The following is a 19397-nucleotide window of genomic DNA, read 5'->3' on the forward strand; positions in this document are numbered from 1 at the left end:
CGCCATGAACGAAGAGAAGGACATGGCGGACGCGCGTGCGGCGCTGGCCAATTATCGCGCCTCGATCGACAATATCGACGCGGCGCTGATCCACATGCTGGCCGAGCGCTTCCGCTGCACCAAGGCAGTCGGCGTGCTGAAGGCGGAACATGGCCTGCCGCCTGCCGACCCGGCGCGCGAGCAGGAGCAGATCGCCCGTCTTCGCCAACTGGCGAAGGACGCCCATCTCGACCCGGATTTCGCGGAGAAATTTCTGAACTTCGTCGTCCGCGAAGTGATCCGCCATCACGAGCAGATCGCCGCATCCAACGGCGTAGCGAAAACCGGCTGAGGACCAGCCACCAACCGATCAACCAAATCAGAGCTTTTAGGAGAAAAGAAATGCCACTGAAAATCCGATTGGCCCGTGCGGGCTCGAAGAAGCGTCCCTATTACCATGTCGTCGTCGCCGACGCGCGTTCGCCGCGCGACGGCCGTTTCATCGAGTCGCTCGGCTCGTGGAATCCGCTGCTGCCCAAGGACGGCGAACGCGTCAAGGTCGACGCCGAGCGCGTCAGGCATTGGCTGTCGCATGGCGCCCAGCCGACCGACCGCGTGCTGCGCTTCCTCGATGAAGCCGGCATCGCCAAGCGCGAAGCCCGCTCCAACCCGAACAAGGCCGAGCCCGGCAAGAAGGCGCAGGAGCGCGCAGCCTTGCTGAAGAAGGCGCAGGAAGATGCCGCCGCGGCCGTTGCCGCCGCCGCAGCCGCGCCGGCCGAGGCGGAAGCCGCCAGCGCCGAATAAATCATCTCCACAACCGCGAAACGGCGGGCCCTGCCCGCCGTTTTGCTATTGCATCCATATGATGCGGCCCGATCAATAGCCTTCCGGGCAACTCGCAACGTAGACACGACCGTTGCGATCGCGATAACGGCATTGGCCGCTTTCGCTGGCACGGCCGATCAGTGCACCGGCCAAAGCGCCGGCCGCACCGCCGATCACCGCGCCCTTGGTCGGGTTGCCGGCCACCGCAGCGCCGACCGCCGCACCGCCCAGGCCACCAACTGCCGCGCCTTGCTCAGTACGGGAGCAGGCACCGAGCGGGACCAGCAAGGCCATCAAGATCATCACCTTTTTCATTGTCGTTCCTCTCCAACAGGGTGCCGTCCTCGCCGCTGCACCCCCTAACTCGCAACCAGGCGATTTGATCCAAAGAAGAAGATCGGCTGCCGCCCGGCGGCGCTCAATTTGATCCAAAGAGTAGAAAGGCGGCGGCAGACCGCGCCCGCTCTTGCGGCGTGGCCACCATCGAACGGCTTTCGAAATCGCCGCTATTGGCTGAACGGGAACAACGCGCGCACCCTTGGATCGCGCAGATACAGGCCACCCCAGAGGACGGCGCCGAGATAGACGCCGAACAGTATGTGCGAGAACAAAGGGCTGCCGATACGCACATGCGTGGCGACGGCGCCGCCGAGATAGGCGGTGAGCAGGATGGCGCCGAGCACCGAGGTGCGTGGCAGCGCGTAAAGCGCTGTCGAGACCAATCCAATGGTGCCGAGCATGCGCGAGACATTGGCATCGGCCGGCGAGCCGAGCTGCACCATGGTCTGGGTGACGATTTCGAGCGGCGGTAGCTTGATGACGCCGTCGAAGATCATGAACAGCACGATGACGGCGCTGAGCACGCGGCCGGCCCACAGGGCACGCGGTGAGACGGGTGCTGCCTGAGACATGGTCATTGATGTTCCCTCCGGTCGTTGTGAGCACTGGCTCCTTCGCCAGCTCGAACCAAGGACGCGGCCCATGACGGCGATCCGACACGCCTCCAGCTCTTTTTCAGCTCCGGGGGACGGCGACCTTGTGCAAGTTCAGTCAGCAACGAACCTGGCCAAGTCCACCTTGCGGGGTGAGGTGGAGGGCGTTATTGAAAACCGTAGAGGTGTCTTCCGAGCGCTCGACGGCAACCACCGCCTGACCGCACAACGAAAGCAACCGATGGCCGGAGAGACCGACCTGAAACAGTTGCTGGCGGCAATGACGCCGGAATTGCTTGCCGGCGTTCATGTCTTCACCACGTTGCCACCCGATGCGCCCGTTCCCGACAGGCTCCACCCGGTGATGCTATTTCGCGAGCGCGAGGGCACGACGCTGATCGTGCTTGAAGACCATGCCAAGGCCGCTGGACTGAAAACCGTGTTCCGCTGCCGGATGCTGACGCTGAACATCCATTCGTCGCTGGAAGCGGTCGGCTTCCTCGCCGCCATCACCGCGCGGCTGGCCACCGCCGGCATCGGCGTCAATCCGGTCTCGGCCTTCTACCACGACCATTTGTTCGTGCCCGCCGACCGGGCGGAGGAGGCGCTGAAGTTGCTGTTGGACCTAGCGGAGCAGAACCGGCTGTGACGCCGTCGCCTTGCTGCCTATTTGGACGCCTGTGCCCCTCATCTGCCTGCCGGCACCTTCTCCCTGTGAACGGGGAGAAGGGCGCTAACGGCCGAAGGCCGAGCCTGCGACCGCAGGCCGCCGGTCGTCCGGCGCCCCCACGGAGGCCAGCCGCGCTAGCGGCGATACGGCCGTGAGCGAACTATGCCGCCTTCTTCTTCGGCTGGATCAGCCCGCGCTCGACCAGCAGCTCGGCGATCTGCACCGCATTGAGTGCCGCGCCCTTGCGCAGATTGTCGGAGACGATCCACATCGACAGGCCGTTGTCGATGGTCGAGTCCTCGCGGATACGCGAGATGAAGGTGGCGTCCTCGCCGGCCGATTCCAGCGGCGTGATGTAGCCGCCGTCCTCGCGCTTGTCGATGACCTGGCAGCCCGGCGCCTCGCGCAGGATCTCGCGCGCCTCATCGGCGGTGATCGGCTTCTCGAACTCGATGTTGACCGCTTCCGAATGGCCGATGAACACCGGCACGCGCACGCAGGTCGCCGTCAGCTTGATCTTCGGGTCGAGCATCTTCTTGGTCTCGGCCACCATCTTCCACTCTTCCTTGGTGAAGCCGTCGTCGAGGAAGACGTCGATATGCGGGATGACGTTGAAGGCGATACGCTTGGTGAACTTCTTGACGTCGACCTGGTCGGCGACAAACACCGCGCGCGTCTGCGTGAACAATTCGTCCATGCCTTCCTTGCCGGCGCCGGAGACCGACTGGTAGGTGGCGACGACGACGCGCTTGATGGTGGCCGCGTCATGCAGCGGCTTCAGCGCCACGACCAGCTGCGCCGTCGAGCAGTTCGGGTTGGCAATGATGTTCTTGCGCGTGAACAGCGAGATCGCATCCGGGTTCACTTCCGGAACGATCAGCGGCACGTCCTGGTCGTAGCGGAAGGCCGACGAATTATCGATGACGACGCAGCCCTGCTTGCCGATCTTCGGCGACCATTCCTTGGAGACGTTGCCGCCGGCCGACATGATGCAGATGTCGGTATCTGAAAAATCATATTGGTCGAGCGCTCTGACCTTCAGCGTGCGGTCGCCGAACGACACTTCCGTGCCCTGGCTGCGCCGCGAGGCCAGCGCCACCACCTCGCTCACCGGAAAGCCGCGCTCTTCGAGTATGTTGAGCATTTCCCGGCCCACATTGCCCGTGGCGCCGACGATCGCAACCTTGAAACTCATCGAAATCTCCTGTCCCTCTCCGCTCGTTTTCTGGAGAAAACCCGCCGGCCGATGCGGGTTTCAACCCCCGGGCCGGACCCCGGAGAGGGTGGTTAGGCCAAGGGAATCAGACCGTTTTGGTGGTCGTTTTGCCGGTTTTTTTGAGCAAGAACGTGATTTTGCTGGAACGAGGAGACGCAGCGACGCGCCCGGCCCAATGGTTCGCATTGGGGCCGGGGATGTCGAAGGCAGAAAGCGCCATCAAAAGGCCGCGCATCGAAAACTATCCCGTTCGGTGCCGGCTTTTACGCGGTTTACGTCTAGAGTCAATCGCAACCAGGCCGACCCGCCCGCCCTGTACAATGACGGCGGCACCAAGTACGAACGAGCATCGTCTGGCTCGTGGCGCCCGTCTGTGGCGCTTGCCGACATTTGACCCGTCGCCGGGTATTCAGAATCCGAATTTCGAAAGAGCAAGATGTCCAACTTCGAAGCTATTGTTCCCGCGCTGGCAAAGGCGCTGGAAAAACGCGGCTATGTCGAGCTGACGCCGGTGCAGAAGGCCGTTCTCGAGCTTGGCCAGGCCGATGCGCTGGTTTCGGCCCAGACCGGCTCCGGCAAGACCGTCGCCTTTGGTCTGGCTTTGGCGCCGACCCTTCTCGATGGCGCGGAGCGCTTTTCCCACGCGGCGGCACCCCTGGCGCTGGCCGTGGCGCCGACGCGGGAGCTGGCCCTGCAGGTAACGCGCGAGCTGGAATGGCTCTACGAACTGACCGGCGCCACGGTGGCGTCCTGCGTCGGCGGCATGGACATGCGCACCGAACGGCGCGCGCTGGAGCGCGGCGCCCATATCGTCGTGGGCACGCCCGGCCGCCTGCGCGACCACATCACCCGCAATTCGCTCGACATGTCGGCGCTCAAGGCAGTGGTGCTCGACGAGGCCGACGAGATGCTCGATCTCGGCTTTCGCGAGGATCTGGAATTCATCCTCGATGCCGCACCCGCCGATCGCCGCACGCTGATGTTTTCCGCGACCGTGCCGCGCTCCATCGCCACGCTGGCCAAAGGCTACCAGCGCGATGCGGTACGCATCTCGGCCTCCGGTGAGGAAAAGCAGCATCTCGACATCGAATACCGGGCGCTGAGCGTCGCCCAGGCGGATCGCGAAAACGCCATCATCAACGTGCTGCGCTTTTACGAGGCCAAGAACGCGCTGGTGTTCTGCAACACGCGCGCCGCCGTCAACCATTTGACGGCGCGCTTCAACAATCGCAACTTTTCCGTCGTGGCGCTGTCCGGCGAGCTTAGCCAGAACGAGCGCAGCCACGCGCTACAGGCGATGCGCGACGGCCGCGCCAAGGTCTGCATCGCCACCGACGTCGCGGCACGCGGCATCGACCTGCCCAATCTCGAGTTGGTGATCCATGCCGACCTGCCGACCAACCCGGAAACGCTCCTGCACCGAAGCGGACGCACGGGCCGTGCGGGACGCAAGGGCGTCAGCGCGCTGATCGTGCCCAACAGTGCCCGCAGGCGCACCGAGCGGCTGCTGCAAAGTGCCGGCCTTGCGGCAACCTGGGCGAGCCCGCCGTCGGCCGACGACGTGATACGGCGCGACGACGAGCGCATTCTCGCTGATCCGGTCTTCAGCGAGCCTATGAAGGATGAGGAGCGCGGCTTCGTCGAGGCGCTTCTCGATCAGCACGGGCCCGAACAGGTTGCCGCCGCCTTCGTGCGGATGTGCCGCTCCAGCCACTCGGCGCCGGAGGATCTTCTCGACGTGGCACCGTTCACGCCGTCGGGCGAAAAATTTGCGCGCCGGGACGAGGCACCGAGCCGCCGCGACGATTTCGGCGACAGCGTCTGGTTCTCGCTGTCGGTCGGACGCCGGCAGAATGCCGAGCCGCGCTGGCTGATCCCGATGCTGTGTCGGACAGGCGGCATTTCCAAGCGCGAGATCGGCGCCATCAAGATGCAGCCGGAGGAAACCTTCGTGCAGATCGCGGCGGACTGGGCCGAGCGTTTCCTCGCTGCGATCGGCCCCGACCGGAAGCTGCAGGGCAACATTGCGGTCAAGCGGCTGGACGGCACGCCGGATTTGTCGCGGGCCGGCTATCAGGAACCACGACCCGACAAGAAGCCGCACCGCGGCAAGCGCACCTTCGATCAGAACACGCCCAAATTCGAGAAGCGCGCACCGGCCGACCAGCGCCCGGCATTCGAGGCGAAGCCCTGGGCCGGGAAACCGGCCAAGGCGAAGTTCGAAGGCGGACCTGCGAAACACAAGAAATCGAAGAAACGGCCGGGGTAAATAGCCAGAACTCTCCATTTCCGCACGCCTCTTGCGGTCTGCCGGAACTTTGCACAGTCTGGGGCGGGGAAACGGGGGTGGGCAGGACATGCGCGGCGAAGTTCTTCATTACGACGAAGACCAGGGTTTCGGCTTCATCACCGGAGCCGACGGCAACCGCTACACTTTGGCGCGCGAAGATTTGCGCCGCGAAGCATCGGTTGCCGGAGGTACGACCGTCGAATTCCAGCCGGCTGGCGGACGGGCACGCGATGTTTTTTCGATCCGCGCCCAACCTGCCAGTGCGCCCGCCGACGCCTCCACTGCAACCGCCGCCCCAACTCAGGCCGGCAATGCGCCCGCGGCACGTCAGCCGCAACATTTCGGCCGTTCCGCTGAACAAAGTCCGGCCGAATCGGCTGGCCTGTGGAGCTACTTCTGGCGGGGTCTGACCGAGAATTACTTCAACTTCGCCGGCCGTGCCCGCCGCAAGGAGTATTGGGGCTATTGTCTGTTCTGGACGATCGCGCTGATCGTGGCCATAGGACTCGGCGTCTTTATCGACGACGCCATGGGCAATCTCGACAACAGTGAATTGCCGGCAGTGACGGTCGGCCTTTCCGGTCTCTTCCTGCTGGCGACAGCCCTGCCGTGGTTCGGGCTCAACGTGCGTCGCCTGCACGATACCGGCCTGACCGGCTGGCTCTTTCTGCTTTTCCTGGTCCCGACCTTCGGCAGCCTGATCATCCTGATCTTTGCGCTGATCCCGACCCAGCCGCGCGAAAACCAGTGGGGTCCGGTGCCGGAGGGGATCAAGACCGCATAACCTCACCTGAGTTGGTTCTGCTAACGCTGCTTGTGTTCGCTCAAGGCGATGCGTTCGATGATCTTGAAGTCCTTCGCGGAATGACCACGAAGGGTCTTCTTGTGGGTCTGGATCGTTTCCGTCCCGACAACCTCGAATGTAGACCCTTCATAGGCGATTTCGCAGTCGACCACCCTATCCGGCCAAAGCCAGATCAAGAGACACAACTCGTATTGATCGGGAATGACTTCTAGCAGGTAGAAATCGCTCTTTTCGACCTGATATCGGTCGCAGATGAACTGCAGCAATGGCGCGAGGTGTTGATCGCCGCGAAACTCAGCCTGGCGTTGGTGCTCGCCGAGAAGATCCCTTTCAATGGCGCGCTGCACCTCACCCATACACCTGTCACCCCAAAAATTTGGCGATGATCGCGCCGCCCATCTCAGCGGTGCCGACCTCGGTCATCCCCGGCGAATGAATATCCCTGGTGCGCAAGCCCTGATCGAGCACGGCGGCGATCGCGCCTTCCAGCCGGTCGGCCTCTTCAACCATGCCGAAGGAATAGCGCATGCACATGGCGAAGGAGGCGATCATGGCGATCGGATTGGCGATGCCCTTGCCGGCGATGTCGGGCGCCGAGCCGTGCACCGGCTCGTAGAGCGCCTTGCGCTTTTTTGTCTTCGCATCCGGCGCGCCGAGCGAGGCCGACGGCAGCATGCCGATCGAGCCGGTCAGCATGGCGGCGATGTCGGACAGCATGTCGCCGAACAGATTGTCGGTGACGATGACGTCGAACTGCTTCGGCCAGCGCACCAGCTGCATGCCGCCAGCATCGGCCAACATGTGATCGAGCTTGACGTCGGCATACCTGGCTTTGTGCGTCTGGGTGACGACCTCGTTCCACAGCACGCCCGACTTCATCACATTGCGCTTTTCCATCGAGGTGACGTGGTTCTTGCGCGTGCGCGCCAATTCGAAGGCAACGCCCGAAATGCGCTCGATCTCGAACGTATCGTATATTTGGGTGTCGATGCCGCGCTTCTGGCCGTTGCCGAGGTCGATGATCTGCTTAGGCTCGCCGAAATAGACGCCGCCGGTGAGCTCGCGCACGATCAGGATATCGAGCCCCTCGACCACCTCCTGCTTCAGCGAGGAGGACGCCGCCAGCGCCGGATAGCAGATTGCCGGCCTGAGATTGGCAAACAGCTCCATGTCCTTGCGCAGCCGCAGCAGACCCGCCTCCGGGCGCACCTCGTAAGGCACCGCATCCCATTTCGGTCCGCCGACGGCGCCGAACAGCACCGCGTCCGACGCCATTGCCTTGGCCATGTCGGCATCGGAAATCGCCGCGCCATGCGCGTCGTAGGCGCAGCCGCCGACAAGGCCCTCATCGGTGACGAAATCGCTGCCGAGCTTGTCGTTCATGGCGGAAATCAGCTTCTTCACCTCGGCCATCGCCTCGGGGCCGATGCCGTCGCCGGCAAGCAGGAGAAGATTTTTCGAAGCCATGGGGAACCGTCCTGATTGTGTCGTGAGCCGCGGCCTTGCTAAACGCCAAGCGGCCGGCGCGCAAGCCTGCGGTTCAGAGCATCGGACCCAAAAACCGGTTTTGGGAAAATCCGATGCTCAAGACAAAATGCCTAGAGATGCGAAAGGATATTGACCAGCCTGCCGAACGGGTCGCGTACGAAGAAGCGCCGCACGCCCCAGGGTTCGTCCGCCGGACCGTATTCGATGGCAAAGCCGGCCGTCCTCATGCTTTCAAGCGCGGCATCGACGTCGTCGACTTCGATAGAGATGTCCGGCACCGGCGTTCCTGATCCCCCTTCGGCCATGAAACTGACCTGCACGGACATCGTCTCTTGCGAGCCGTAGGTAGCGATCCAGCCCATATCCATCTTGAGATCGAGGCCGAGCACATCCTGATAGAAGGGTTTTGCCGCCGCGATATCCTGCGTGTCTATGTTTGCAACGATGCGCCTGACCTTCACCATGGGCCGATCCTCGTGCTAACCGTGTCGTTTTCGCAACCGTGACAGGCATCAGGCTGTGCGCCGCAGCGCCGTCACCTCGATCTCGATCTTCATCTCCGGCTTGTTGAGCTGGCACACGATCATCGTTGCCGCCGGCCTGATCTCGCCAAAGGCCTCGCCGAGGATCGGGAACACCACATCCACGAACGCCGCATCGGTGATATAGTAATGCGCCCGCACCACATCGGCCATCTCGAAGCCGCCGTCCCCGAGCGCCTTGGCGATCGTCGTCAGGCAATTGCGCGTTTGTGCCTCCACGGTCTCCGGCATCGACATGGTCGCATAATCGTAGCCGGTCGTTCCGGACACGAAACACCAGTCGCCCTGCACCACGGCGCGCGAATAGCCGGCGGTCTTCTCGAAGGGCGAACCGGTGGAGATCAGTTTTCGCATGGTGTCCTCCTTTTTTGCAGCGTAGGCGGTTTGGCGAAAGCGGCGGTGACGGCCGATCCCCCCAAGTGGGGAGATGTCCGGGGCGCGCGAAGGATCGCGGCAGAACGATTTCTAATTCGCCGACCCCAGCGCCTTGTCCAGCGCTTCCTTGACGTCGGCCGGCCATGTACTCACCGCTGGCCACGCGTCCGGCTCGGGCTTGTCGCCGCGGCGGGCGAAATAGAGCTTCTGGTTGACCGGGTCAACGGCCATGAAGCCGTCATTGCCGCCGCAATCATGCGGCACGCAGCCGCTGGCAAAGAAGGCACCCGACGCGGTTTTTTCCGTGCCGCCGCCGACCAGCAGGCTGGTCGCCATGTCGGGCATGTCCTTGCCAAGCAGTGTCTCGGCTAGTTTGTAGACCGCTTCATTGTGGAAGGCGTCGATGATGTTATCGTATTTCGACGGATCGATGTCTTTCCAGTCGGTGCCCGGCTCCGGCATGTAGGTCAGAGTACCGGACGTCGTCAGTCCGTCCGTCGGCGACCATTGCAGCGCCGGCTTGGCATCGCCCGGCAGCAGATAGGGTACGAAATAGACGGCGCTGTCGGAGATCGCGGCCGGCGGCGCGCCGCATTCATCCTGCTCGACCGTGGTCGTCTGGATCGCGCCGCCTTCCGGCTTCCACACGATCACCTTGGCCGGGCCGCACTGGTTGCCGCCGTCGCCGACATCGACCAGCGCCACCTTGACGCCGCCGACCTCGACGATCTTGTCGAAGAAGACGTCGTAATTGCGCGCCAGTTCCTTGCCGTCGAAGGCGAGTACCCGTTCCCCGTATTCTTCCTCCTGAGTGATGGTCAGCTGGCCGCCCTCGAACGGGATCGGCGCCTGTTTGTCATTGTCGGCTAGGGCCGCATTGCTCAACGCGCCCTGGTCGGCGGCCCCGCCGGACGCATCGTCAGCCGGCACGAGCACCATGTCGGTCTGTGCATGCGCGCCTGCCACCGGCATCAGAATCCACGCCAGCGCGCAGGCCCCGGCAAGAAGCGAACGTGTCATGACTGTCCCCTCCGTTCAGCCGCCACGAACCCGGCCTGTCGCCGCCAGGTCATTGTACCGCTCAGGCCCAGGGGCGCTCAGCAGCGTTCTTCTTCTCGAACGAAGCGATGGCGCCGGCCTTCTCCATGGTCAGACCGATATCGTCGAGCCCGTTGAGCAGGCAGTGGCGCTTGAATTCGTCGAGGTCGAACTTGACCACGCCGCCGTCCGGCCCGCGGATTTCCTTGGCTTCGAGATCAACCGACAGCGTCGCGTTGGAACCGCGCGAGGCGTCGTCCATCAGCTTCTCCAGGTCTTCCGGGCTGACGGTGATCGGCAAGATGCCGTTCTTGAAGCAGTTATTGTAGAAAATGTCGGCGAACGAGGTCGAGATGACGCAGCGGATGCCGAAATCGAGCAGCGCCCACGGCGCATGTTCCCGGCTCGAGCCGCAGCCGAAATTGTCGCCGGCGACCAGGATCTGCGCCTTGCGGTAGGCCGGCTTGTTGAGCACGAAGTCCGGGTTTTCCGAGCCGTCGTCCTTGTAACGCATTTCGGCGAACAGGCCGGTGCCGAGCCCCGTGCGCTTGATCGTCTTGAGATAATCCTTGGGGATGATCATGTCGGTGTCGACATTGACGATCGGCATCGGCGCGGCGACACCGGTGAGCTTGGTGAATTTTTCCATGGTTCTTGCCCGTCTTCTTCTCGTTGCGGGGAATTGCTGGCGCTCGGTTTACACAATGCCGCGGGCAAATAAAAGACGGCTGTTTTTGGACTTCCGTCGTCGATCGAAACACAAGTTCGGTACAAAACAGCTTCAAAACCACCAGCCCCTGGTGCACTTTTATCGACATGACAACGCGATCCAAGGTCCTCTACGCCAGCGAACCGGGCCTCGGCATCGCCGAGTTCCGCCGCGTTCTGGTGGAATCCGGCCTCGGCGAGACACGGCCCGTCGATGATCATGCCCGTTTGAAGGCGATGCTTGCCAGTGCCGACCTGGTGCTCACCGCGCGCATCGATGCACCGGGCAAGCCGCTGGTTGGTGTCGCTCGCGGCATCACCGATTTTTCCTGGGTCTGCTATATCTCCGAGCTCGCTGTTTCTGCATCGGCGCAAGGGCTGGGTATCGGCAAGGGCCTGATGGATGAGGCACGCCGGCAACTCGGACCTTCCGTTGCCATCAGCCTGATCTCCATGCCCGACGCCGTCGGCTTCTATGAGCGTATCGGCATGGAGCGCATGCCCAACGCATTCTGGTTCGGCCGCAAGCGCTGAAATCCACTCCCAGCGACCTCAACCCGCGCATTCTTGGCTAAGGTTCTGCCTCTTGACATGCAACCAAATGGTTGCATATTAGAGTCATGAGCATGGATGCCGTCTTTCGCGCCTTGGCCGACCCGACACGCCGGCGATTGCTGGACAGCCTTCATGCCAGGAACGGGCAGACGCTGAACGCGCTGTGCGGTGAGATGGACATGACGCGCCAGGCGGTCACCAAGCATTTGGCGATCCTGGAAGAAGCAAACCTCGTCGCCACCATCCGCAAGGGACGCGAGAAGCAACATTATCTGAATCCCGTTCCCATCAACGAGATCGCCGAACGCTGGATCGGCAAATTCGAGCGGGGACGACTGGGCGCCCTCGGCGATTTGAAGAAACGTCTCGAAAGGGAAGACTGATGAGCAACATTTTCGTTTATGTCACCTACATCCGCACCTCGCCCGAAAAACTCTGGCAAGCACTGACCGAGCCGGAGTTCCAGCGGCAATATTTCCTCGGCGCTCAGATGCTAAGCGACTGGAAACAAGGTTCGGCGTGGAAGATGGTTTACACCGACGGCCGCGTCACCGACAGCGGCGAGGTCCTCGAGATCGATCCACCCAAGCGCATCGTGCTCAAATGGCGCAACGAGTTCATGCCCGAGGTCAAGGCGGACGGCTACACACGCTGCACCTTCGCCCTCGAGCAGGAGGGCGAGATGATGAAGCTCGCCATCACACACGAAGCCGATGGACCGCACAAGCTGCTTGGCCATGTGGCGAACGGCTGGCCGCTCATCCTGTCCAGCCTGAAGAGCCTGCTCGAAACCGGCAAAGGCCTGTCGCGCCCGGCGTCGAAGGCTTGAGGTTGTTTCGATAGCGAAACGTTTCTGGAGGACAGGTGATGCACGGTTCCGCGGTGCACAGCATGACCAATGGCGAGACCGTCATGGCGAGCGCCGATGTTCGCGCGCCGCCCGAGCGGATATTTGACGCGCTCGTTACACGCGAGGTCGAGCGCTGGTGGGGGTCCGCCAGGACCTACCGGATGACCGGATGGGCGGCCGACCTCCGCGTCGGCGGCCGCTGGAGCGTCACCATCGAGACGGCGGCCGGCAGACACCTGCCCGCCAGCGGCGAATTCCTGGAGATCGAAGAGCCGCGCCGGATCGTGCAGACGCGGAGATACGACTGGGACCATCCGACGCTTGGCCGCCGCGAAACCAAAGTCGCCTGGCTGCTGGAGCCGATCGCCGGCGGCACACGCGTCACCATCTGCCATGGCGGCTTCGCCGGCCTCGCTGCTGCCGCAACGAAGCATGCCGAAGGCTGGGCCCGGGTGCTGGGCTGGCTTCAGGCGTATCTTGGTACGGGCGGCTTGGTGGCGGCTCAATCCACCAAGCAACGGTAGCATCCCTTCGCGCCAGCGTTAAATTACATTCAATTCCCGAAACGGCCGCCCGTCGGCGATCCGGCTGTACCCGAACGCCGAGCAATCCACTGTGCGATAGCCGCCATGCACGATCAGTTCGGCCAGCGCCTTGCCGACCGCCGGAGCCTGCTGCAAGCCGTGGCCGGAAAAACCGTTGGCGAAGAGGAAATTGCCGACCTCCGGGTGCGGGCCGATCACCGCGTTCTGGTCGAGCGTGTTGTAGTCGTAATGGCCGACCCAGGCGCGCGTCGGCTTGATCGCCTCGAAGGCTGGAATGCGGGTCGCCAGCACCGGCCAGATCACCTCTTCGAACAGCGGCCAGTCGGGGTCGAAATCGGCGGGGTCGGCGGGGCCGTCGCCTTCTTCCGGCTCGGCGCCGCCGGTAATGTAGACCGAACCTTCCGGCCGGACATAGATGCCGCTCGGGTCTACCAGCAGCGGCATGTTGTCATATTTCTCGCGCGCCTCGAAGACGAAGACGTTGCGCTTGCGCGGCTCCACCGGCAGCGCCAACCCGGCCATCGTTGCCACCTTCCCGGCGTTCGGCCCGGCGGCATTGACGACGATGCCGGCCTCGAGCCGCTCGCCATTGTCGAGGGTCGCACCGGTGACGCGGCCGCCTTGCCGCTCCATACCGGTCACCGACGCCGTGATGAAATCGATGTTCTTGCTCCGCAGTGCCTTGCGGAACAGCATCAGCATCGCATGCGCGTCGAACCAGCCTTCGCCGCTGCGGCCATAGGCGCCGGCGGAAATGCCCTCGACCGACAGCCACGGAAAGCGGCGGACGAGCGCCTCCGCATCCTCGAGCACGATGTCGGCGCCCTCGGCCATCTGCGCCTCGTGGTTGGCCCGCAGGATCGGCAGCCCGTTCTCGCCGGCAAGGATGAGGTAGCCACCTTCGCGAAAGCCGATATCGGCGTCCGCGCCAAACTCTTCCCCGAGCCGCCGGAACAGTTTCAGCGTGAATTGCGACAGCCGGATGTTTTCCGGGATCGAGAACTGCTGGCGGATGGAGGCGCAGGACAGTGTGGTCGCCGCATGAGAAAATTGCGGGTCGCGCTCGACAAGCGCGATCGAGCCCGAAAACCCTTCCTCGCGCAGGTAATAGGCAACCGACGAGCCGACGATGGCTCCGCCGATGATGACGATGTCGTAATGCACCTTTTCGCCCTTCCGGTCTGAATCGCCGAGTCACGCCGCCGGCAGGATGATCTCGAAGCGCGTGCCGCTCGCCGAGTCAACCAGCCGGATCGTGCCATCATGCGCTTTCAGGAGGGCCAGCACGATGCCGAGGCCCATGCCGGTGCCGCCGGAATCGCGGCGCGTGGTGAAGAACGGCTCGAAGATGCGGCCTCGGTTGCTGGGCGAAACGCCGGCGCCGTCGTCAGCGACCACGATGGTGGCCTTGCCGTCCGCTTTTGCGGCTGTGACCGATACCAGCGTCGCGCCGTGCCGCGCCGAATTGTCGATGAGATTGGCCAGCACGATCGCAGCGTTTTCGGCCGATATGCGCAGCCCGATCTCGGTGCCCGCCTCGACGCGCACCGCCAGCCTGTCGTCGGCCGGCAGCAGCGCCAATGACGCACCGAGCGACGTGTTTTCGCCGCTCGGCTCGAGATTTTCGGCGCGCGCCAGGTCGAGCAGGCGGCGCACCAGAAGGTTGAGCCGGCCGGCATCGGTGACGATATTGTCCGAAAACCGCCGCCGCTCGGCCTCGTCCATCGCGCTGCCCGAATCGCGCAGCAGTTCGGCAGCCCCCTGGATCGCCGTCAGCGGCGATTTGAGCTCGTGCGAGACGTGGGTGGCAAAGGTCTGGATGCCGTCGGAGCGTGCGTGCAGCTTTTCGGCCATGTCGAGGAAAGCAGCAGAGAGTTCACCCATTTCGCGCGTGCCGTGGTGATCGAGCGGCCTGATCGCCGCGCGGTCGCCGGCGGCGATGCGTTTCGTGCGTTCCATCAGCGCATAGATCGGACGGCTGACGGCGCGCAGGAAGACCAGCCCGATCAGCAGCGCGCCGCCGAGGATGGCGATTGCCGCCAGCGCCACCTTGCCGCGCTCGCCATAGAGATGCTTGACGATGTTGTTCGGCGTCCGCGACAGATAGACGACGCCGGCGACCTTGCCGGAGACCGCAACCGGCATGGCCACGAAGACGCGAACCTTGGTGCCGCGGCTGACCGAATAGAGCGGCGGCGACGGCTGGTCGGGAACCCGCAGCCTGAGCGCGCTGGCGTAGCGGCCGGCAAGCGCTGCGCGAACCTCTTCGACAGCCGCGAGCGACAGGCCGGCTTCCGCGCGGCCGGCGATGACCACACCTCTGGGGTCGAGCAGCCGGAAGCCGGCGAGCGTGGTCTTCTGCGTCTCGGCAAGAATGCCCGTCAGGCGTGCGCCGATTGCAGCGAAGGCGGGATCGGCGCTGGCCGCGGTGGCCGCGGGCCGGGTCGGCAGGATCCCGTCGGACGCAAGATCGAGGCCCGGTTCGATCGGCTGGTAGGGAGAGGCCCGATCGCTGGTGTTGGGTGAAGGCACGGGTGCGCCTAGCTTTTCCGGGGCAATGCCGGCCTCGCGAACCTCTTGCGCATAGATCGCGCCAAGGGCGGCGCCTTGGGCGATCAGCTCGGCCTCGGTCTGCCGGATCAGCTGGTTCTCGTAGAGCCGGAAGAAAAACAGGCCGGCCAGCGGCAGCGCCATTACCATGATCAGGATGGCGATGACGACCGTGGCGAGGCGAGGCCGCCATTTGCTGCCAATCAGTTCTTGGGCGCTCACGCGCCGCATCCGCCCAGCCGAAAACCGACGCCGTGCACGGTCTCGATCGCATCGACGCAGCCGACGGCCGCCAGCTTGGCGCGGATATTGCGGATATGGCTGTCGACGGTGCGGTCTGCGACATGGATATTGGCCGCATAGGCGTTGGCCATCACCATGTCGCGGCCAAGCACATACGCCGGCCGCGCCAAAAAGCCTTTCAGGATCGCGAATTCGATCGACGTCAGCGCCAGCGGCTTGCCGTCGAAGCTGGCTGTATGGCTTGCCGGAACCAGCAACAGTCTGCCATGCGAGAATTGCCGGTCGTCGGCTGGTTCCGGCGTGGGCCGGGCGCGGCGCAGAATGACGTTGACGCGGGCGACCAGCTCGCGCGGGCTGAACGGCTTGGTGACATAATCATCGCCGCCCATCTCCAGCCCGAGGACGCGGTCGATCTCTTCATCCCGCGCGGACAGGAACAGCACCGGCAGGTCGGATGTGTGGCGCAGCCGCCGGCACACTTCCAGCCCGTCCATTTCCGGCATGCCGATGTCGAGCACGACGAGATCGGGCGCATGGCGCTCTATCGCCTGCAAGGCAGCCGCGCCGTCCGGCACCGCCAGCGTTTTCATGCCGGCCTTTTCCAGCGCGAAGCAGATGATTTCGCGAATGTGCGGGTCGTCGTCGGCGACCAGTATGTGGTGCGGCATCAAATCAGCGGCCCGGCATGAAGGGTTCGGACATCGGAGGAACCACGAACGGGCCACGCCTGTCGAGGGCGCGGTTGAGCCGCCAGTCACGAAAGCTCCAGCCCCGCCAGTTTTCCTGGCCGGCGCGGAAGCGTGCTTCGTCCTGTGCATACCAGCCGGCGAGTTCGCGGATGGAGGCATCCTCCGCGGAAACCGTCCTGCTCTGGTGCTGGACGAAGCGATCGAGCGCCGGCAAGGCGCCTGGCCCGAGCGAGCGCAGGTACCAGACGTCGAGCTGGGTGCCTTGGCCGGTCATTTCGAAGCAATGGTCGACATTGTAGTTGGCGATCAGCGCGGCAAAGTTGATGAACGAGCAGGCATAGAGCATCGCCGATAGCGTCAGAAGATTGGCGGAAGCCAGCCATTCGTTGGACTTTTCGCGCGCGATGCGGGCTATAATCAGGACAAGGCCCGCCGCCACCAGCCCCATCCAGACGAACGCAGCGACACGCCAATAGGTCAGCGCATAGATACCGATATAGAGATCGAGCCGCAGGATCGACGAGATCACCAGGAGGATGTTCTGCGCCACCCAGGCATAAACCAGCCGGCGGATGAGCGGATCGCCGGAGGTCGCACTTCCCGGCCGCAGCGCCGCCAGCACGAAGCCGGCGGCCAGCAGCGCCGTGACGATCAGCGGATAGGCGCCGCGATGCGCGTAGGCGGCATAGGTCAGCCCGTCGGGAAGCGCGATGCCGCCCCACAGATAGGTGGCGTCGAGTGCGCTCTGCACCGCGAACAGGATGTTGAAGACGACGAGCGCGCGGAGGATAGCGGCCTTGCCGAAGACGATGTCCTCGATGGTGGTCCTGGTGGCCGGCGTCGCCGGTGCGCTGGCTGGCGACACCCTGCGGCGGCGGAGAAAGCGCGGCAGGCGCGGCCGCAGAAAGGCCCAGACGCAGGCAAGCACGAACAGCCAGAAGGCGAGACGTGGCAGCTGGACGAGGTCGAGCAGTGCCATCAGGTCGATCAGCGAGAACCAATATTCGATGACCGGACTGGCGGCGCCGAACAGCGCGAGGAACACTGCGCCGAGGCCCAGCGGCATGACCCAGACGGCGATCGCCGCAAGGCGCACGCGCCGCCGGCCAAGCCGCCGCGCCGCCATGCGCCAGCGGAAGAAATCAAGGACGAGCCGAAATGGCGTTGCAAGCAGGAACAGCGAGAGTTGGCCGGCAATACGGGCAAAGCCGCGCCGCAACCGTCCGGCCAGTGAAAGCGCGAGGATGGCCGTCGCCGCCAGCGCGATCGAGACGGACAGTGCGCTGACATTTTCCACAAGCGGCAGCAGCGCCATAAACAGCGCAACCGGCTTGAACCAGAACCTGCCATCGTTGAAGACGCCGAGAGGATGGAGAGCCATGCTCGCCGCTGCAATCGCAACGCCGAACAGGAAAAGCGTGATGCCCGCCGGTTGGCCATAGAAGAAGAAATCGGCCAACGCGACGAGCAGGACGGCAACGCCGAAGCGGCTGCAATAGCTCGGCGCCGCCGAGAGGAATACTGTCATGATCGGGCTTTCTCGGCGGCTTTGATGCGGCTGGTGGGCAGGGATTTCCGGACGAAAGGGAGGAGGGTTGCCAAAGTCTGGGGCGGATCGACGAGCCACCAGCTTTCGCGGCGAAGCCGGTACGGCAGGGACCAACGGGAGTTCTTTTGCTCTTGCATGCCGCCCTTGTCGCATCCGGTCGGGTGGCAAGCGGGGCGGAGACGAGGAGATTTTCCGAAATTGCGTGCAGTTTTTATGCACGGCTTGCCTCGGCTAGCTGCAGGCGGCATAGATCGAAGATGACCACCGAAAGCTACCGCCCGCGCCGCTCGGTGCTTTACGTCCCGGCTTCGAACGACAAGGCGCTGGCCAAGATCCAATCGCTGGCCTGCGATACCGTCGTCATCGATCTCGAGGACGCCGTCGCCCCGGCCGACAAGCCTTCCGCGCGCGAAAAGCTGGCGGCGATTTTCGCCGGCCATTCCAACCGGCGCTGCGAGATGGTCGTGCGCATCAACGCGCTGTCGAGCGAGTGGGGCGGCGCCGACCTGCTGGCCGCGGCAAAATGCACGCCCGACGCCATCCTGCTGCCCAAGGTCGACACGCCGCGCGACATTCTCGAGGCCGGCGACGTGCTCGACGACAATTTTATCGCCGACGAAGTCAAGCTATGGGCGATGCTCGAGACGCCCAAGGCGCTGCTCAACATTGGGCCGATTGCCGAGCTCGGCCGCGATCGGGCCTCTCGACTGGTTTGTTTCGCTGCCGGAACGAATGACCTGGTCAAGGACACCGGAATTCTCGCCACGCCCGACCGGCGCTATCTCGTTCCATGGCTGATGCAGATGGTGCTCGCCGCGCGCGCCGGCGGCCTCGACCTGCTCGATGGCGTCTTCAATGATTTTCGCGATATGGACGGGTTTGCGCGCGAGTGCACGGAAGCGGCCGCCATGGGTTTTGACGGCAAGTCGCTGATCCATCCGGCTCAGATCGAAGCCGCGAACCGCGCCTTTGCACCGTCGCCCGAAGCAATAGCCGAGGCGCGCGCGGTCAAGGATGCCTTCGCGTTCGCCGAAAATACCGGTAGGGCGGTAGTTGCGCTGAACGGCAAGATGGTCGAGCGGCTGCATCTGGCGCAGGCCGAAAAACTGCTGGCGAAGGCCGCCGCTGTTCGCGCATGACTAACGTAACTGACGACAGGATTGAAGAATGAAACTCTACCGCTTTCTGTCCGGCCCGGACGATGCCAGCTTCTGCCACAAGGTGACGGCGGCGCTGAACAAGGGCTGGCACCTGTTCGGCTCGCCGACCTATGCCTATGACAAGGAGGCCAAGACCATGCGCTGCGGCCAGGCGGTGGTGAAGGATATCGAGGGCCAGGAATACGGGCCCGACACCAAGCTCAGCGACTGGTAGACGCTGAAATCGCGGCGAGATGTCCGCGGGACAGCGCCCCCCTCTGTCCTGCCGGACATCTCCCCCACGCGGCTAGGGCGTATACACATCTTGCTTCGACGGATTGACTCGGTTGTGACGTGTCGGATTCCGCCGGCGTGTGCTGTATGATTCTTCTGTGACGTTCTGATTTGG

At 63.9% G+C, this 19397-nt stretch carries 25 protein-coding genes; 11 read left to right on the forward strand and 14 right to left on the reverse strand.

Annotated features, from left to right (window positions below; all coding sequences use genetic code 11):
* Positions 1–4: 4 nt before the first annotated feature.
* Together NKI18_RS31360 and rpsP are read left to right on the forward strand one after the other, a co-directional pair.
* Positions 5–331 carry a chorismate mutase gene (locus NKI18_RS31360; RefSeq protein ID WP_352450211.1) on the forward strand — a complete coding sequence of 109 codons (327 nt, stop codon included), beginning with the start codon at positions 5–7 and terminating at the stop codon, positions 329–331.
* Positions 332–381: 50 nt separating this feature from the next.
* On the forward strand, positions 382–783 hold the full coding sequence (gene rpsP, locus NKI18_RS31365) for a 30S ribosomal protein S16 (protein WP_352621571.1): 402 nt from the start codon (positions 382–384) through the stop codon (positions 781–783).
* Positions 784–855: 72 nt separating this feature from the next.
* On the opposite strand, the gene NKI18_RS31370 is transcribed toward rpsP, so the two are convergent.
* Positions 856–1119 (reverse strand): YMGG-like glycine zipper-containing protein, encoded by a 264-nt coding sequence (locus tag NKI18_RS31370; protein WP_023680734.1) that lies wholly within the window; start codon positions 1117–1119, stop codon positions 856–858.
* A 191-nt stretch (positions 1120–1310) separates the two neighbouring features.
* Positions 1311–1721: a DoxX family protein gene (locus NKI18_RS31375; protein WP_352621573.1), complete on the reverse strand. Its 411-nt coding sequence runs from the start codon at positions 1719–1721 to the stop codon at positions 1311–1313.
* Between the two features lie 256 nt (positions 1722–1977).
* On the opposite strand from NKI18_RS31375, the gene NKI18_RS31380 reads away from it, so the two are divergent.
* The gene (locus NKI18_RS31380) at positions 1978–2385 is read left to right on the forward strand and encodes an ACT domain-containing protein (RefSeq protein ID WP_352621596.1); all 408 of its coding nucleotides are present in this window, start codon (positions 1978–1980) and stop codon (positions 2383–2385) included.
* Positions 2386–2566: 181 nt separating this feature from the next.
* Here NKI18_RS31380 and NKI18_RS31385 read toward each other — a convergent pair whose 3' ends face one another.
* On the reverse strand, positions 2567–3601 hold the full coding sequence (locus NKI18_RS31385; protein ID WP_023680535.1) for an aspartate-semialdehyde dehydrogenase: 1035 nt from the start codon (positions 3599–3601) through the stop codon (positions 2567–2569).
* Between the two features lie 106 nt (positions 3602–3707).
* Entirely contained in the window at positions 3708–3857 is a 150-nt protein-coding gene (locus NKI18_RS31390) for a hypothetical protein (RefSeq protein WP_352450216.1), read from the reverse strand.
* Between the two features lie 201 nt (positions 3858–4058).
* On the opposite strand from NKI18_RS31390, the gene NKI18_RS31395 reads away from it, so the two are divergent.
* Together NKI18_RS31395 and NKI18_RS31400 are read left to right on the forward strand one after the other, a co-directional pair.
* Complete coding sequence (locus NKI18_RS31395; RefSeq protein ID WP_352621575.1) at positions 4059–5891, forward strand: DEAD/DEAH box helicase; 1833 nt, start codon at positions 4059–4061, stop codon at positions 5889–5891.
* Positions 5892–5979: 88 nt separating this feature from the next.
* Positions 5980–6696 carry a DUF805 domain-containing protein gene (locus NKI18_RS31400; RefSeq protein ID WP_352621577.1) on the forward strand — a complete coding sequence of 239 codons (717 nt, stop codon included), beginning with the start codon at positions 5980–5982 and terminating at the stop codon, positions 6694–6696.
* Between the two features lie 20 nt (positions 6697–6716).
* Here NKI18_RS31400 and NKI18_RS31405 read toward each other — a convergent pair whose 3' ends face one another.
* From NKI18_RS31405 to leuD, 6 genes are all read right to left on the reverse strand, one after another.
* The gene (locus NKI18_RS31405) at positions 6717–7073 is read right to left on the reverse strand and encodes a hypothetical protein (RefSeq protein WP_352621579.1); all 357 of its coding nucleotides are present in this window, start codon (positions 7071–7073) and stop codon (positions 6717–6719) included.
* 7 nt (positions 7074–7080) lie between these two features.
* Positions 7081–8184, reverse strand: coding sequence for a 3-isopropylmalate dehydrogenase (leuB, locus tag NKI18_RS31410; RefSeq protein ID WP_352621580.1), 1104 nt, complete (start codon positions 8182–8184; stop codon positions 7081–7083).
* Positions 8185–8315: 131 nt separating this feature from the next.
* Entirely contained in the window at positions 8316–8666 is a 351-nt protein-coding gene (locus NKI18_RS31415) for a VOC family protein (protein ID WP_352570210.1), read from the reverse strand.
* 51 nt (positions 8667–8717) lie between these two features.
* A complete protein-coding gene (locus NKI18_RS31420) occupies positions 8718–9101 on the reverse strand; it encodes a RidA family protein (protein ID WP_352621581.1) in 384 nt (127 codons plus the stop codon).
* Between the two features lie 111 nt (positions 9102–9212).
* Entirely contained in the window at positions 9213–10142 is a 930-nt protein-coding gene (locus NKI18_RS31425) for an Ivy family c-type lysozyme inhibitor (protein WP_352621583.1), read from the reverse strand.
* A 61-nt stretch (positions 10143–10203) separates the two neighbouring features.
* Complete coding sequence (gene leuD, locus NKI18_RS31430) at positions 10204–10809, reverse strand: 3-isopropylmalate dehydratase small subunit (RefSeq protein ID WP_352541962.1); 606 nt, start codon at positions 10807–10809, stop codon at positions 10204–10206.
* A 167-nt stretch (positions 10810–10976) separates the two neighbouring features.
* Between leuD and NKI18_RS31435 the strand changes: the two genes are divergently transcribed.
* From NKI18_RS31435 to NKI18_RS31450, 4 genes are all read left to right on the forward strand, one after another.
* Complete coding sequence (locus tag NKI18_RS31435; RefSeq protein ID WP_353021754.1) at positions 10977–11402, forward strand: GNAT family N-acetyltransferase; 426 nt, start codon at positions 10977–10979, stop codon at positions 11400–11402.
* Between the two features lie 92 nt (positions 11403–11494).
* Complete coding sequence (locus NKI18_RS31440; protein ID WP_352450226.1) at positions 11495–11806, forward strand: ArsR/SmtB family transcription factor; 312 nt, start codon at positions 11495–11497, stop codon at positions 11804–11806.
* Positions 11806–12252 carry an SRPBCC family protein gene (locus NKI18_RS31445; protein ID WP_352541961.1) on the forward strand — a complete coding sequence of 149 codons (447 nt, stop codon included), beginning with the start codon at positions 11806–11808 and terminating at the stop codon, positions 12250–12252. The genes NKI18_RS31440 and NKI18_RS31445 overlap by 1 nt, the downstream gene beginning before the upstream one ends.
* Before the next feature lie 38 nt (positions 12253–12290).
* Entirely contained in the window at positions 12291–12797 is a 507-nt protein-coding gene (locus tag NKI18_RS31450) for an SRPBCC family protein (protein WP_352621587.1), read from the forward strand.
* Positions 12798–12815: 18 nt separating this feature from the next.
* Here the strand turns inward: NKI18_RS31450 and NKI18_RS31455 are convergent, their stop codons facing one another.
* From NKI18_RS31455 to NKI18_RS31470, 4 genes are read right to left on the reverse strand one after another with little or no spacing between them, the layout of a single operon-like run.
* The gene (locus tag NKI18_RS31455; RefSeq protein ID WP_352621589.1) at positions 12816–13982 is read right to left on the reverse strand and encodes an NAD(P)/FAD-dependent oxidoreductase; all 1167 of its coding nucleotides are present in this window, start codon (positions 13980–13982) and stop codon (positions 12816–12818) included.
* 30 nt (positions 13983–14012) lie between these two features.
* Positions 14013–15599: an ATP-binding protein gene (locus tag NKI18_RS31460; RefSeq protein ID WP_352621591.1), complete on the reverse strand. Its 1587-nt coding sequence runs from the start codon at positions 15597–15599 to the stop codon at positions 14013–14015.
* Positions 15587–16279: a response regulator transcription factor gene (locus NKI18_RS31465; RefSeq protein WP_352450230.1), complete on the reverse strand. Its 693-nt coding sequence runs from the start codon at positions 16277–16279 to the stop codon at positions 15587–15589. The genes NKI18_RS31460 and NKI18_RS31465 overlap by 13 nt, the downstream gene beginning before the upstream one ends.
* Positions 16280–16283: 4 nt before the next feature.
* The gene (locus tag NKI18_RS31470) at positions 16284–17828 is read right to left on the reverse strand and encodes a DUF4153 domain-containing protein (protein WP_352621593.1); all 1545 of its coding nucleotides are present in this window, start codon (positions 17826–17828) and stop codon (positions 16284–16286) included.
* A 278-nt stretch (positions 17829–18106) separates the two neighbouring features.
* Here NKI18_RS31470 and NKI18_RS31475 point away from each other — a divergent pair, with 278 nt between their 5' ends.
* Both NKI18_RS31475 and NKI18_RS31480 read left to right on the forward strand, forming a co-directional pair.
* Positions 18107–18988, forward strand: coding sequence for an HpcH/HpaI aldolase/citrate lyase family protein (locus NKI18_RS31475; RefSeq protein WP_352621594.1), 882 nt, complete (start codon positions 18107–18109; stop codon positions 18986–18988).
* Positions 18989–19016: 28 nt separating this feature from the next.
* Positions 19017–19223, forward strand: a complete 207-nt coding sequence (locus NKI18_RS31480; RefSeq protein WP_352458330.1) for a DUF1737 domain-containing protein — start codon at positions 19017–19019, stop codon at positions 19221–19223.
* The last annotated feature ends 174 nt before the right edge of the window (positions 19224–19397 follow it).

It is taken from the genome of Mesorhizobium sp. M0800 (assembly GCF_040320095.1).
Taxonomy (GTDB): Bacteria; Pseudomonadota; Alphaproteobacteria; order Rhizobiales; family Rhizobiaceae; genus Mesorhizobium.